The organism is Aeromicrobium panaciterrae, from assembly GCF_031457275.1.
GTDB lineage: Bacteria > Actinomycetota > Actinomycetes > Propionibacteriales > Nocardioidaceae > Aeromicrobium > Aeromicrobium panaciterrae_A.
Genome location: NZ_JAVDWH010000001.1, coordinates 1,859,353 through 1,874,499, shown reverse-complemented (window position 1 = coordinate 1,874,499; position 15,147 = coordinate 1,859,353). Strand labels below are relative to the sequence as shown.

General features: G+C 63.7%; 10 protein-coding genes. 9 read left to right on the top strand and 1 reads right to left on the bottom strand.

Going from position 1 to position 15,147, the window contains the following annotated elements:
• Nucleotides 1-126: 126 nt before the first annotated feature.
• From J2X11_RS09620 to J2X11_RS09580, 9 genes are all read left to right on the top strand, one after another.
• Nucleotides 127-2,136, top strand: a complete 2,010-nt coding sequence (locus J2X11_RS09620; protein ID WP_309970032.1) for an APC family permease — start codon at nt 127-129, stop codon at nt 2,134-2,136.
• A gap of 4 nt (nt 2,137-2,140) precedes the next feature.
• Entirely contained in the window at nt 2,141-3,340 is a 1,200-nt protein-coding gene (locus J2X11_RS09615) for a class I SAM-dependent RNA methyltransferase (protein WP_309970029.1), read from the top strand.
• Between the two features lie 24 nt (nt 3,341-3,364).
• A complete protein-coding gene (locus J2X11_RS09610; protein ID WP_309970026.1) occupies nt 3,365-5,863 on the top strand; it encodes an SCO7613 C-terminal domain-containing membrane protein in 2,499 nt (832 codons plus the stop codon).
• A 9-nt stretch (nt 5,864-5,872) separates the two neighbouring features.
• Nucleotides 5,873-6,559 (top strand): RDD family protein, encoded by a 687-nt coding sequence (locus J2X11_RS09605; protein ID WP_309970022.1) that lies wholly within the window; start codon nt 5,873-5,875, stop codon nt 6,557-6,559.
• 128 nt (nt 6,560-6,687) lie between these two features.
• Nucleotides 6,688-9,351 carry an aconitate hydratase AcnA gene (acnA, locus tag J2X11_RS09600; protein ID WP_309970020.1) on the top strand — a complete coding sequence of 888 codons (2,664 nt, stop codon included), beginning with the start codon at nt 6,688-6,690 and terminating at the stop codon, nt 9,349-9,351.
• Nucleotides 9,352-9,562: 211 nt separating this feature from the next.
• The gene (locus tag J2X11_RS09595; protein WP_309970019.1) at nt 9,563-10,642 is read left to right on the top strand and encodes a sugar ABC transporter substrate-binding protein; all 1,080 of its coding nucleotides are present in this window, start codon (nt 9,563-9,565) and stop codon (nt 10,640-10,642) included.
• A 100-nt stretch (nt 10,643-10,742) separates the two neighbouring features.
• Nucleotides 10,743-11,522, top strand: a complete 780-nt coding sequence (locus J2X11_RS09590) for an ATP-binding cassette domain-containing protein (protein WP_309970016.1) — start codon at nt 10,743-10,745, stop codon at nt 11,520-11,522.
• On the top strand, nt 11,519-12,784 hold the full coding sequence (locus J2X11_RS09585; RefSeq protein WP_309970013.1) for a sugar ABC transporter permease: 1,266 nt from the start codon (nt 11,519-11,521) through the stop codon (nt 12,782-12,784). The genes J2X11_RS09590 and J2X11_RS09585 overlap by 4 nt, the downstream gene beginning before the upstream one ends.
• A gap of 5 nt (nt 12,785-12,789) precedes the next feature.
• Nucleotides 12,790-14,013, top strand: a complete 1,224-nt coding sequence (locus J2X11_RS09580) for an ROK family transcriptional regulator (RefSeq protein ID WP_309970010.1) — start codon at nt 12,790-12,792, stop codon at nt 14,011-14,013.
• 7 nt (nt 14,014-14,020) lie between these two features.
• Here the strand turns inward: J2X11_RS09580 and J2X11_RS09575 are convergent, their stop codons facing one another.
• A complete protein-coding gene (locus J2X11_RS09575) occupies nt 14,021-15,142 on the bottom strand; it encodes an ROK family protein (protein ID WP_309970007.1) in 1,122 nt (373 codons plus the stop codon).
• Nucleotides 15,143-15,147 lie beyond the last annotated feature (5 nt).

Below are 15,147 nucleotides of genomic sequence, written 5' to 3'. Positions count from 1 at the left end.
CGATGTGCACGCAGGCGACGCTACACCGCAGCGAGACCGACTGCGCAGGCAATGTGACGCACACCGCCGAGCTTGTTCGGACGTTGGCGCGGCATTGGCCGAGATGCGGGTCTAGCATCGTCACTCGTGGGCATCATCGAGGCGACAAAACGCGCACTGGTCGGACGCAAACTTCGCAGCGAGCAGCTCGGCGAGACGCTTCTGCCCAAGCGCATTGCGCTTCCGGTCTTCGCCAGTGACGCGCTTTCCTCTGTGGCCTACGCACCCGACGAGATCTTCCTGACTCTGTCCCTTGGAGGGCTCACCGCATACGCCTACAACTGGAAGATCGGCATAGCCGTTGCTCTGGTACTGGCAATAGTTGTGGCGTCGTATCGACAGAACGTGCACGCCTATCCCAGTGGCGGTGGCGATTACGAAGTCGCGACTGTCAACCTCGGGCCGACGGCCGGACTCACAGTTGGCAGTGCCCTGCTCGTCGACTACGTCCTGACGGTCGCGGTGTCCGTGTCCTCCGGAGTCCAGAATGCGGCTTCGGCATTGCCCTGGCTCGACGGCCACGAAGCAGCCGCCGCATCGGCGTTGGTCTTCATCCTGATGGCGATGAACCTCCGCGGGACGAAGGAATCCGGCAAGGCATTCGCCATCCCGTCCTATCTCTTCATGGTGTCGATCCTGCTCATGGGTCTGTGGGGTTACGCGCGGTACGTCTCGGGCAACCTGCCTGAGGTGCCAAGCGCCGAGTTCGATATCTCGGCTGAAGGCCAATATGAGCAGGGGCTGAGCGGAGTCGCGATGGTGTTCCTGCTGGCCCGGGCATTCTCTTCCGGATGTGCCGCGCTCACAGGTGTTGAGGCGATCAGCAACGGAGTTCCCGCATTCAAGAAGCCCAAGAGCAAGAACGCCGCGACGACACTGTTCCTCCTCGGCACGCTGTCGATCACGATGCTGATGAGCATTGTCGTGCTCGCCGATCTGATGAAGTTGCGGTACGTGGAGGATCCCGCGCACCAGCTGCTCAAGAACGGCGTACCGGTAGGCAACTCGTATGAGCAGGACACGGTGATCGGCCAGCTCGCCAAAACTCTCTACAGCGACTTCACCCCGCTCTTCTACTTCACGATCGCGTGCACGGGTGTCATTTTGATCCTGGCTGCCAACACGGCATTCAACGGGTTCCCAGTTCTCGGATCAATCCTTGCGCGTGACGGATTCCTCCCGCGACAGCTTGATACCCGTGGAGATCGCCTGACTTTCAGCAACGGCATCATCCTGCTCGCCGTCGCGGCCATCGTGCTCATCCAGGCATTCGATGCTGAGGTGACAAGGCTGATCCAGCTGTACATCGTTGGCGTATTCGTCTCGTTCAACCTCAGCCAGCTCGGCATGATCAGACACTGGACCCGTCACCTCAAGACGGAGAAGGATCCGGAAGTGCGCTCCAAGATGATCCGGTCGCGCATTGTCAACGCGATTGGCCTGGGCATGACAGCGATAGTGCTGGTGATTGTGCTGCTCACGAAGTTCCTGGCTGGTGCGTGGATCGCGATCGCCGCGATGGTCGCCATCTTCCTGCTCATGCGCGGTATAGGCCGTCACTACGAGCGCGTCTCTACTGAGCTCGCGATCGACGACTCGGACGTCGGTCTTCCGTCGCGCGTGCACGCGATCGTGCTGGTCAGCAAGCTGCACAAGCCGACCATGCGGGCACTTGCTTATGCGCGGGTGTCGCGTCCCAACACGATCGAGGCGTTGACGGTCGAGTTCGATCCAGCCGAGACCGAGAAGTTGATGCAGCGCTGGGATGAGCTTGAGATCCCGGTACCCCTCAAAGTCATCAACTCGCCGTTCCGTGAGCTCGTACGACCGGTGCTCCGGTACGTGAAGGAGCTACGCAAGGCCAGCCCGCGCGACGTGATCACGGTCTACATCCCCGAATACGTCGTCGGCCGCTGGTGGGAGCAACTGCTTCACAACCAGACCGCCCTGCGCCTCAAGGGTCGACTGCTGTTCATGCCCGGCGTGATGGTCACGAGTGTTCCCTATCAGCTGGACTCCGCTGGGCTGGCAAAGGAACGCCTGAGCAAGGAACGACCGGCGGCGGGTGACGTGCGGCGTGGCTTCCGAGGCGACTGACCACGTGGATGATGTCGTAGTCGACGTCGGTCCGATCGCTCACGGAGGTCACTGTGTTGCGCGCGTCGACGGGCAGGTCGTATTCGTACGACACGCGTTGCCGGGCGAGCGCGTGCGCATCCAGATCACTGACAGCTCCAAGTCATTTCTGCGGGCCGACGCTGTAGAAATCATTGACCCCGCGCCAGGCCGGGTGACACCACCCTGCGCGTACGCCGGACAGTGCGGCGGGTGCGACTTCCAGCACGTGGATCCTGCCGTACAACGATCACTTCTCGGCGACGTCGTAAGCGAACAGCTCCAGCGTCTCGCCGGTATCGATTGGGCTGGCGAGGTTGAAGCCGTGGAGCCTGCCGATCTGGGCTGGCGGACGCGGGTGACCTTCGCGGTTGACGGGAACGGCAAGCCAGGGCTGCGCAAGCACCGATCGCACGACGTCGTACCGGTGGACCAGTGCGTGATCGCGCACCCCGGTATCCCGCCAGTCCTGGGTCATACGTGGGACGCCGAGTCGGTTGAGTCAATCGTGTCGTCGACGGGGGAGCGCGTGCTCGTCACGGATGCTTCGATCTCCGACGAAGTAGAAGCCGCAGTGGACGGTGTCGTCGCCGTCGATGGAACGACTCGGGGTGGCCGGGGTGCACTCACCGAGCGGGTGCATGACAAGGATTTCCGTGTCTCCGGGTCGGGCTTCTGGCAGGTGCACCCGGCCGCCGCATCGACCTTGGTCGACGCTGTGCTTGCAGGTGCGGGCGCCAAAGAAGGCGAAGTTGTCGCTGACCTCTACGCCGGCGTGGGACTGTTCACCGCATTCCTTGCCGACGTGGTGGGGGAGGCCGGGACGGTGATCAGCGTCGAGTCCGATCAGCATGCCGCGAAGGACGCACGACGCAATTTGCATGGATCGCCACAGGTCAAGCTGGTGGGAGCCACCGTTGAGCGCGCACTGCGAGAAGGACTCGTGGGTGTGCACGCAGACGTCGTCGTTCTGGACCCGCCTCGAACAGGCGCCAAGAAGGTCGTTCCAGCGATTGTCGAACTCTCGCCCCGCCGAGTTGTCTATGTCGCGTGCGACCCAGCCGCCCTCGCGCGCGACCTCGCCACCTTCGAAGCTCTCGGATACACGCTGGACGGCTTGCGGGCATTCGCGTTGTTCCCGATGACCCATCACGTCGAATGCGTGGCGGTTCTCGTACGGAACTGAGCGAACTCCGTGCCAGAGTGAGGCATGCGCTTCGCCGATCCGTCCGTGTGCCCGAGCTGCGCCGCCCCGATCAGTGGGCGATCGATCTGCACGAAGTGCGGGTTCGACCTCAACTCACAGGCTGCGCGAGAGTTGTGGCAGACGTTGCTTCACGCTGACAAGCTGCTGGAACAGGCGCGCTCAACGATTGCGCCGATTCCAACGCCGGAAATCCAGGCGGTCACCCTTCCCAAGGCGCCTGAGCGTCTGGATCCTCAAGTTCGCCGCAAGATGTCGACTGGTTCGATCCTGTTGGCACTCGGCGCGCTCTTCATCCTCGTCGCGGGGATCATCTTCGTCTCCGTGTCGTGGGGGTCGCTCGGTGTCACCGGTCGTGCGCTTGTGTTGCTGGCGTTCACTGCGGTGGTCGGGCTTCTCGCCACCTTCATCACTCGTCGCGGTCTGAGGGCATCGGCTGAGGCGTTGTGGACGGTGTTCCTTGGACTCGTGACAGTCGACTGGTTCGCGGCTTGGGATCAGGGCCTGTTCGGTCTGGATGCGTTGTCACCGGTTGCCGCGGCAGCTGGCTGGTCGACCGTGATGTTCGCGGTCGGCTCGTTTGTCGTGCATTGGGCCAAGCCGCGCCTCGACGGCACAGATGGGGGTCCCCCCAACAAAGATGGCGTAGCCGTTGGGGGACTGGTCGCGCCGATGGTCCTCGCGGGTGTCGCTCCCTGGGTCGGCGCAGTGGCGATCGGTGTCCAGCTCTTCGATGACGCCGACTGGACCCCGTTCTGGTCAGGCCTGGTCGCCGCTGCATTCGTGGTCGTGTTCCTGCTCGTCGCGCTCAAACTCAAGCACCAACTCACGTCGATCCTGCTCGCGCTCGCGGGTGCTGCTGGCGTGGCTGTTTTGGCGATCTCGGCGTTGGTCGAGGCGTTTGAGAACCCCAGTGCCACGCAGCTCTTCAACGAGCGCCATGGTCTTCCATTGCTTGTGGTCGTCCTGCTCACGATTGCCGTCGGCATCATTGAACGTCGCGCCGCACTCGTTGCCTCTACGATCGCCGTGCTGGGTCTGGCGACGCTGATCATCCTGCCGGTGGAAACGGGCAACGAAGGTCGCGGAGCCATGCTCGCCGTGGCCGGGCTGGTCGTTCTTGGCGGGCTGGTGCTCAGGCGAGTCGACCCGTGGTCGGCCGGTGCACGCGTCGGCACGGGGATTCTCGGCACAGGACTCGCCGTTGCCGCTCTGGCATGGCTTGAGCCATTCGGATCGCTGGTCGGGGAATCCTTCGATTCGATGGACGGGTTGAAGGAGTTTTGGTCGCGTCCAACCAGCATCGACGAGAGTCCAGGCCCGTGGTGGCTCGCGGCGATCGTCTTCGGCGCTCTCACGGTCGGTGTCTTCCTTGTCCGATGGTGGCCAGAGGCCAAGTCCGTACGTACGTGGCTCGCGCCAGCAGCCATGCTCATCGCCCTGATCGGCGCCATGGTTGGGCTGGCCGCGGGCGAGGTGCCTTTCACTGTCACGGCACTCGTGGCAATCGCATTGGGCGCTGCGTTGTCCGAAGCTCCGCCTCGCGACAACCTCGCTTGGAGTCTGGTCGGTCCAACAGTCGTTGCACTGGCTCCCGTGCTGCCACTGCCCTCGCGGTCAGCGACCCTCGTCGTCTGGCTCATCGCTTCCGCCGTGCTCGCCGCAATAGTGATCCGGTCCAAGGACGAATGGCGGCGAGAACTGACTGCGTTCGCGGCCGCTGGTTGGGTTCTCGGAGCCGTTGGCATCGCGACCGATCTGGCAGATCAACCCGATCGGTACATCGCGCTGTCGCTGGTCATCGCCGCCGGCGTCGGTCTCGCTGTTGCTTCCTTGCAGCTGCGGTCGGTGATCGGCCGCCGTGGAGTCGAAGCTGCGACGCTCCTGGTTGCAACCGCCGGCATCGGTATTGCCAGCGTGGGCGATGTGTCCCTCGGCTGGCTCGCCGCAATCTGGACGGTTCTCGGTGCGTCTGTCTCGTTGATCTCGCTGTTCGCCCCGGATCGACCCTACTTCCGTTGGGTCGGATTCGGTGCCCTCGGATTCGCGTACGTACTGCGCCTTGTGGCGAGCGATGTCGAGACGGTCGAGGCCTACACGCTCCCGTTCGGTGCCGTACTCCTGGTGGCCGGTCTGTGGTGGATGCGCGGCAAGCCCGAGGTCACCACAGTCAGAGCACTCGGGTCAGGACTCCTACTCGCTCTGTTGCCGAGCCTTCCGCTCGCGCTGGACGAGCCGACGGGACTCCGAGCGTTGCTGCTCGGCATTGGTGCGTTTGTCTCCCTGGCGATCGGGGTTGCCAAGAAGTGGAAGGCGCCGTTCATCATCGGTGCGGCGATCCTGCTCCTGCTCGTGATCGTGAACGTCGGACCACTTGCACTCGCCCTGCCTCGCTGGGTGCTGATCGCATCGGCCGGCACGCTGTTGCTTGGCGCCGGCGTCACGTGGGAAGACCGTGTCCGCAACGGTCGCGCCGTCACCACATATGTGGCTTCCATGCGGTAGGACAGTTCTATGGACGAGTTCCGTACGACAAAGCAGTTGCGGCGCGACGCGCTCGTGCAGGATGCACTGCTGTTCAGCCTCGCTTTCACGATCGGCGCGCTGCTGTATTTTGCCGGTCGAGGAGTGCATGCTCTGGTCGCCGACAGCACCAGCGACTTCTGGACGATCAGCCTCTCGGACGATCTCCTGCTCAGCGGTCTCATTGCCGGAGAGCTGTTTCTGATCTGGAACAACGGACTGCGCCAGGGCATCCGTGGCCACAGCATCGGCAAGCACCGGATGGGCCTCAAAGTGGTCGATGTCGGCGATGACGCGCCGACCGGTCCGTGGAGAGGCCTGCTCCGTGGACTCGTCATGGCAGCACTGGTCGATCTCTCGGTTGCCGCCATCCCGATCGGCTTGCCCACGGCGTTGCGACGCTTGACTCCGGAGAGTTGGCATTTCGGGGGAGCGGCCTATCTTGCGCTTCTCGTGATCCTGATTCCGCTGCTCCTGCCGACAGGACGAGGGTTTGCCGACTGGGTCACCCGCACCAAGGTCGTACGTGCTGAAGGCGCTGACGCAGTCACAGCTTCGAGTCGGCGCCGTGCTCTGGTTGCGCTGGACGTAGCCGGTGTCGCGGGAGTTCTTGGAGTCGCGCTGCTTTACATCTTCTTCTTCTCGCCGTTCTTGTTGCAGTTCCCGCGCGTGTTCTAGAACATCTCGATATCATGTATCTTGATATCAAGACAGTTCGAATGAGATTGGCTAGTTAGGGCAACCTGACCATGCATTCCGAGCGGATGCTGGGCAGGATGGGACCTGACAGCGCGAAGGAGAAAACCATGGCCGTCGACAGTTTTCAGTCCAAGGACTCACTCAAGGTCGGGGACACCTCCTACGACTACTACCGCCTCGAAGCGGTGACAGGTGAGGGACTCGACGTCTCCACCCTCCCGTTCAGCCTGAAGGTCCTCCTCGAGTCGCTGCTCCGTACCGAGGACGGCGCCGACATCACGAAGGCCGACATTGAGGCGCTTGCCGGCTGGGATGCCAATGCCGAGCCCAGCAAGGAAATTCAGTTCACGCCCGCCCGCGTGATCATGCAGGACTTCACCGGCGTCCCGTGCGTCGTAGACCTCGCCACGATGCGTGAGGCCATGGCAGACCTCGGGGGAGACGCCACCAAGATCAACCCGCTCGCTCCCGCCGAGATGGTCATCGACCACTCCGTGATCGCTGACGTCTTCGGTACGCCGGAAGCGTTCGAGCGTAACGTCGAGATCGAGTACGAGCGCAACCGCGAGCGCTACCAGTTCCTTCGTTGGGGCCAAGGCGCGTTCGACGACTTCAAGGTCGTCCCGCCGGGCACTGGAATCGTGCACCAGGTCAACATCGAGAAGCTGGCCCGCGTCGTGTTCGACAAGAACGGAACGGTCTACCCCGACTCCTGCGTCGGCACCGACTCGCACACCACGATGGTCAACGGCCTGGGTGTCGTCGGCTGGGGCGTTGGTGGCATCGAGGCTGAGGCCGCAATGCTCGGTCAGCCGATCAGCATGCTGATCCCGCGCGTCGTCGGCTTCAAGCTGTCCGGCGAGCTCCCGTCCGGTGCCACTGCTACCGACCTCGTGCTCGTCATCACCGAGATGCTGCGCAAGCACGGTGTTGTCGGCAAGTTCGTCGAGTTCTACGGATCCGGCGTCGGCGCAGTGCCACTGGCCAACCGCGCCACGATCGGCAATATGAGCCCCGAGTACGGCTCCACGATCGCCGTCTTCCCCATCGACGACGAGACCACCAAGTACCTCCGACTGACCGGCCGCACCGAAGACGAGATCGCTCTCGTCGAGGCGTACGCGAGGGCTCAGGGTCTGTGGCACAACGCTGACAACGAGCCGCGCTTCTCCGAGTACCTCGAGCTGGATCTGGGCGATGTCGTCCCCTCGATCGCCGGCCCCAAGCGTCCTCAGGACCGTGTCTCGCTCACTGATTCGGTGTCGTCCTTCAAGACCGCACTCGCGGACTACGCCGGCACCTCCGACGCCAGCAACAAGCAGTCGGTGACGCTCGAGGACGGTACGACGTTCGAGCTCGACCACGGCGCAGTCACGATCGCTGCGATCACGTCGTGCACCAACACGTCCAACCCGTCGGTCATGATCGGCGCCGGACTGCTCGCCAAGAAGGCCGTCGAGAAGGGTCTGCAGCGCAAGCCATGGGTCAAGACGACGCTGGCACCGGGTTCCAAGGTCGTCACGGAGTACTACTCGAAGTCCGGCCTGGACGTCTATCTCGACAAGCTCGGATTCAACCTCGTCGGTTATGGCTGCACAACCTGCATCGGCAACTCCGGCCCGCTGATCCCCGAGGTCAGCAAGGCCGTCAACGATGGCGACCTCGCCGTCACCGCCGTGCTGTCGGGCAACCGCAACTTCGAAGGACGCATCAACCCCGACATCAAGATGAACTACCTGGCCTCCCCGCCGCTTGTCATCGCGTACGCGCTGGCCGGCTCGATGGACGTCGACCTCTACACCGACCCACTCGGCCAGGACACTGACGGCAACGACGTGTTCATGAAGGACATCTGGCCGACGCCGCAGGAGATCGAGGATGTCATCGCGTCGTCGATCGACTCCGACACCTTCAGCCGTGAGTACGCCGACGTGTTCGCCGGTGACGAGCGCTGGCAGAACCTCCCGACGCCCGATGGCGACGTATTCGAATGGGATCCCAACTCGACCTACGTTCGCAAGGCGCCGTACTTCGACGGTATGGGCCTCGAGCCTGACCCGGTCACTGAGGTCAGCGGAGCTCGTGTGCTCCTCAAGCTCGGCGACTCGGTCACAACTGACCACATCAGCCCGGCTGGTGCGATCAAGAAGGACAGCCCGGCCGGGACGTACCTCTCAGAGCACGGCATCGAGCCTCGCGACTTCAACTCGTACGGATCGCGTCGCGGCAACCACGAGGTCATGATTCGCGGCACGTTCGCCAACATCCGCCTGCGCAACCAGCTGGCTCCGGGCACCGAGGGTGGCTTCACCCGCGACCTGCTAGCCGATGGCACGCCGGTCACGACGGTGTTTGAGGCATCTGAGAAGTACATCGACGCAGGCATCCCGCTGGTCGTCCTGTCGGGCAAGGAATACGGCTCCGGCTCGTCGCGTGACTGGGCTGCCAAGGGCACCGCGCTCCTAGGTGTCAAGGTAGTCATCGCCGAGTCCTACGAGCGCATCCACCGCTCCAACTTGCTGGGCATGGGCGTCCTCCCGCTGCAGTACCCGGCCGGCCAGACCGCCGAGTCGCTGGGGCTGACGGGGGAGGAGACGTTCGACTTCACCGGCATCACCGAGCTGAACGAAGGACGCATCCCCAAGACAGTTCACGTGAAGGCCGGGGAGGTCGAGTTCGACGCTGTTGTCCGAATCGACACACCCGGTGAGGCCAACTATTACCGCAACGGCGGCATCATGCCGTACGTTCTGCGGAGCCTTCTCGACTGACATCACCGCAGGTCAGGGGCATCATCGGCGACGATGGTGCCCCTTTTGCGTTGCCCGAATCAGGCCGCGACACGCCTGAAAGAATTTGTTGTCTGCGAGGCTGGACGTGACGGCGATCACGCTATACGTTGTTTCAAACAACAATTGCGCGCCGATGACCAACTCATGTCCATCGCGTGACGCACTACTGGAGAATGAGGAGGCGGTCTGTGTGAAGCGGACACGCAATCTGGTACTTGCGACAGTCATGGGTGCGACCCTCGCGCTCGCTGGCTGTGGCAGCTCTGACAGCGGTGGAAGTGACGGCGGCGGCAAGGCAGACGGCAAGATCGGCGTCATCCTTCCCGACACGAAGTCCTCGGTTCGGTGGGAATCCGCTGACCGTCCGGCTCTCGAGAAGGCATTCAAGGCTGCTGGAGTCGACTACGACATCCAGAACGCTGAGGGTGACGCAGACAAGATGGCCACCATTGCTGACGGCATGATCGCCGACGGCGTGACGGTCCTCGCGATCGTCAACCTCGACTCTGACTCGGGTGCGGCAATCGAGGAGAAGGCGGCCAAGCAGGGCGTCAAGACCATCGACTACGACCGCCTCACCCTTGGTGGTTCGGCCGATGTCTACATCTCCTACGACAACGCGAAGGTCGGCGCCCTCCAGGGTGAAGGTCTCGCCAAGTGCCTCGGAGAAAAGGATGCCAACATCATCTACCTGAACGGCTCGCCGACCGACAACAACGCCACGTTGTTCTCGCAGGGTGCGCACAGCGTTCTCGACAAGATCTCGACGTACAAGAACGTTGCCGAGCAGGCTGTCCCGGACTGGGACAACGAGAAGGCCGTCACGATCTTCGAGCAGCTCTACACCAAGGTCGACGGCAAGGTTGACGGTGTGTACGCCGCCAACGACGGCCTCGCCGGCGGTGTTATCTCGATCCTGAAGAAGAACGGTCAGGCCGGCAAGGTCCCCGTCACTGGTCAGGACGCGACAGTTGAGGGTCTGCAGAACATCCTTGCGGGCACTCAGTGCATGACGATCGCGAAGTCGGCAACGGGCCAGGCTGGTGCGCTTGCTGAGGCTGCCATCGCCATGGTCAACGGCGACAAGGCTGCGACGACTGGCACAGTCAAGGACGACACCGGCAAGCGTGATGTGCCGGCGGTCCTGCTCGATCCGGTTGCTGTCGACAAGTCGAACGTCGGTGCTCCGATCGAGGCTGGCGACATGAAGGCCTCGGACGTGTGCACTGGCGACTTCGCCAAGCTGTGCACTGACGCTGGCATCAGCTAACAGCAACGGGTGTGATCTTCCGGGACACTCCGGAAGGTCACACCCAACGCTGTGAGTAGCATCGCCACGTCACGAACACTGCACTCTCGGAAGGTACGTCATGAGTGAAAAGTCGCCGATCCTTCATCTGCGCGGAATCAACAAAAGCTTCGGCGTCGCCCACGTCCTCCACGACGTCGACCTCGCCATCTATCCCGGTGAAGTCACCGCCCTCGTCGGTGACAACGGCGCCGGCAAGTCGACGCTGGTCAAGGCAATCGCCGGCATCTACCCGGCAGACACGGGCGAATACTTCTTCGAAGGAAAGCCCCAGCACGTCACCAGCGCCAAAGACGCTGCGGCGCTCGGCATCGAGGTCGTCTACCAGGACCTTGCCCTGTGCGAGAACCTCGACATCGTCGAGAACATGTTCCTCGGCCGCGAGAAGAAGAACGGCCTCGTCCTCGACGAGACGACAATGGAGTCCAAAGCCCGCGAGGCACTCACCTCGCTCTCGGTCCGCACCGTCAAGTCCGTGCGCCAGAGCGTCGCGAGCCTGTCAGGCGGCCAGCGGCAGACCGTAGCGATTGCCAAGTCAGTGCTGTGGAACTCCAAGGTCGTATTGCTCGACGAACCCACGGCGGCCCTGGGTGTCGCGCAGACCCGTCAGGTGCTCGACCTCGTGCGTCGTCTCGCCGACTCCGGCGTGGGCGTGCTGCTGATCTCGCACAACCTGACCGATGTGTTCGAGGTCGCTGACCGGATCACGGCGCTCTATCTCGGCCGGGTCGCTGCAGACGTCGCCACCAAGGATGTGACGTCGACGCAGGTCGTCGAGCTCATCACGACCGGCCAGTCCGCTGGCATTGCCGGCCCCGCCACGAAGGCTGTGACCTCATGACCGACATCATCACCGATTCCGAAGAGGCGGGCTTCGCGTCCGACCTCACCCAGTCCAACACGTTGGGTGAGTCCGTGCGCGCCTACATCACCCGCGTGCGTGGTGGCGACATGGGCGCTCTTCCCTCGATCGCGGGTCTCGTAGTCCTGTTCATCGTCTTCAACTTCGCCAACGATCGGTTCCTTTCGAACCTCAACATGGCGAACCTGATCACCCAGTCTGGCTCGATCATCATCCTCGCGATGGGGCTGGTCATGGTCCTACTGCTGGGCGAGATCGACCTGTCGGCCGGCTTTGCGGGCGGTGTGTCCGCATGTGTCATGGGTGTCCTGATGGTGGAGCACACCCAGAACTGGGTCGTCGCGGTGCTCGCGGCAATGCTGTTCGGAGCGGCGATCGGCTTGTCCATCGGACTCCTCGTGGCGAAGCTCGGCATTCCGTCGTTCGTCGTCACGCTGGCGTACTTCCTCGCCCTGCAGGGCGTGGCCCTCTGGCTGATTGGCGAGGGCGGCTCCGTCCGTATCGATCAGGACGTGATTAGCGGCATCGCCAATGACAACATGAGCGTGGCAGCAGGTTGGATCTCCGCCGTTGTGCTCATCGCCGTGCTCACCGTGCTGAGGCTGCTGCAACACCGGCGCAAGGTCTCTCTTGGTCTGCAGCACCAGCCGTTGGCTCTCGTCGCGGTGCAGATCGCTGTCGTAGCGACAGTGCTGCTCGTCGTGACATATGTGCTCAATCAGAACCGCAGCGTCAACCCGACCTTCCCCATCAAGGGCATTCCGTATGTCCTGCCGATGGTCATAGTTCTTCTGGTCTTCTGGACGTTCATGCTCGGCCGTACGAGCTGGGGCCGGCACGTCTATGCCGTTGGCGGCAATCCCGAAGCCGCCCGTCGAGCCGGCATCAACGTCGACCGCATTCGTATCTCGGTGTTCATCATCTGCTCCGCGATGGCGGCGCTGAGCGGCATCGTCCAGGCGTCGTACGTTGGCAAGGTCTCGACCTCGTCGGGCGGTAGCTACACGCTGCTGTTCGCTGTTGGCGCGGCTGTCATCGGCGGAACGAGCTTGTTCGGCGGCAAGGGCAAGGCCAGCGATGCGGTGATCGGTGGTCTCGTGATCGCGACGATCGCCAACGGCCTGGGTCTGCTGGCGCAGAAGTCGTACATCACCTTCCTCGTGACCGGCGGCGTGCTTCTGCTCGCGGCCAGCGTCGACGCGATCTCGCGCAGGCGGCGGTCCGCAACAGGTCTCGGCTGAGTCGCATGCCCTCCGCGGGACGCACTGGCGTCGGAACAAACCAGGAGGATGTGCGGCGACACAACCTGGGCACCGTTCTGGGGCATGTGCACCGCGCAGGGCGCATTTCGCGCGCCGAGCTGACGGCTCGTATGGGACTCAACCGCAGCACGATCGCGGGGTTGGTCACCGAGCTCGAGTCGTTGGGTCTTACTGAGCAGGTCAAGCCGTCCGGCACGCGCATCAGCGCAGGACGACCGTCAGTGGACGTACGTACGCGTGCTGGTGCGTACGTACTCGCCACGGACGTGCGAGTCGACGGATTGACGGTTGCTCGGGTCGGCATCGGCGGTGCCGTCGAGGCGCGAGCGACTGGACCGATCCCGTCTTCGCATGATCCGGAGGCGATTGGAGACTCCGTCGTCGAGCTCATGCGACTCGTCGTCAAGGACGTCAAAGCCGACGCGGCGTTGGTCGGGATCGGCGTCAGCGTTCCCGGCATCATCCGCGCGGAAGACGGACTCGTACGGTTCGCGCCCAACCTCGGCTGGCATGACGTGCCATTCGCCCAGATTCTCGCGGACCGGATCACCACCCCCGGGCGCCCGGTGCTCGGCAACGATGCCGACCTCGGTGCGCTCGCTGAGCACCTTCGCGGTGCAGGAGTTGGCGTCGATGACCTCATCTATCTGTCTGGTGAGGTTGGCGTCGGTGCCGGCGTGATCGTTGGTGGCAGGCCGCTCGAAGGATCCGGCGGCTACGCAGGCGAGATCGGCCACCTGCCGTTCACCCCGGACGGCAAACTCTGTCACTGCGGTAGCCGCGGTTGCTGGGAAACAGAAATAGGTGCTCCGGCGATCGCACTCGCCGTCGGCTGTCCACCCGATCGAGTTGCCGCGCTGGACGAGTTCCTCAACGGCGTCAGCGAAGCCTCGCCCGATCTGCGCACTGTTGGACGCAACCTGGGACGTGGGCTCGCCGCCGCGGTCAACTTGCTCAACCCAAGAGTGATCGTGCTGGGTGGCTACCTGCGTGCGCTCTACCCGCTGGTCAGCGAGGACGTGGATGCGGGACTGGGCGCACATGCACTGACCGCGCCCCGAGAACTGGTGAAGGTGAGCGTTCCTGGCCTGGGCGGTGACTCAGTGTTGTTGGGTGCTGCCGAACTCGCCTTCGGTGCGCTCCTCAGAGATCCCGTCGCATGCCTTGCAACCGCCTGCCACGACGTCGAGAGTGTTCTCGCGTCCTAGACACGCCCTAGATCGACACGGCGCCGGCGTAGACGCCGGCCAGTGATCCCTCTGCGGCCCCGAGTGCAGCGGCGTGAATGCCGAGTGAGCTGAGCCGTATCTCCGGCAGGTGCTTGTCAGCTGCCGGCAGCCGGGCAGCGAGCACCGTCTCGGCCGCGGGCACGACGTACTGGCCAAGCGGTACGAAATAGCCGCCCAGGACGATGACAGACGGATCGATGACAGTCGCCAGCGTGGCGAGTCCGGTGCCGAGGTTCGTGCCGAGCTCGGCCAGGGCGGCACGGATGCCTGCATCCTCAGCTGCGCGCTCGGCGACCGACACGGCCGTACTCAGCGGAGTCTCGCTCTCGTCCATGCCGACTGCCTTGAGCATGGCGCGAAGGCCGACTGAGGCTTCCCAGCAGCCGGTGCGACCGCACCCGCATACCGAGGATTCGTCGCCGATCGGCATGTGCCCGACCTCGCCGGCGAATCCGGCGCCGCCGCGTAGGAGCCTGCCGTCCTGCACGATTCCGGCGCCGATTCCAACCGTTCCGGTGATGTAGAGCGAGTGCTGGACGTCTGTCGTCACTCCGTGGGATGCCTCCGCGAGTGCTGCGCAGTTGGCGTCGTTGTCCACCGTGACTGGGCAGGTGCCGCCGAGCGCGGACTCGAGCTTCGCCGCAAGCTGGACGTTGTCCCAGCCAAGGTTGGGTGCCCACGCGATCGTACGGTTGTCGTGCTCGACGAGGCCGGGCACCGCCACCGTGGCTCCGACGATGCTGTGGCCAGCCGCGAGCATCGAATCGCGTATCTCGGTGACGAGGCTCAACACTTCGTCGATCGTCGGCGGTCCAGCGCTCTCCACCTGGCGAATCGTCGAGATGCGTGCGTTGCCCCCAAGGTCGAGGGCGACTGCGGCGAGGTAGTCGACGTTGACCTCGAAGCCCAGCCCGATGATCGATTCACCCGTAAGGGTGACGGGTCGACCGGGCCGGCCACGACCAGACGGCGCCGACTGGTCCTCGCTGACGGCGCCACCAGTGCCGAGCTCAGCAACGATCGTGCCGATGGTTGCCTTGGCGAGACCGGTGCGCCGGGCGAGCTCCGTACGAGTTGCTGCGCCCTCAGTACGCAGCGAACGAAGCACGAGCG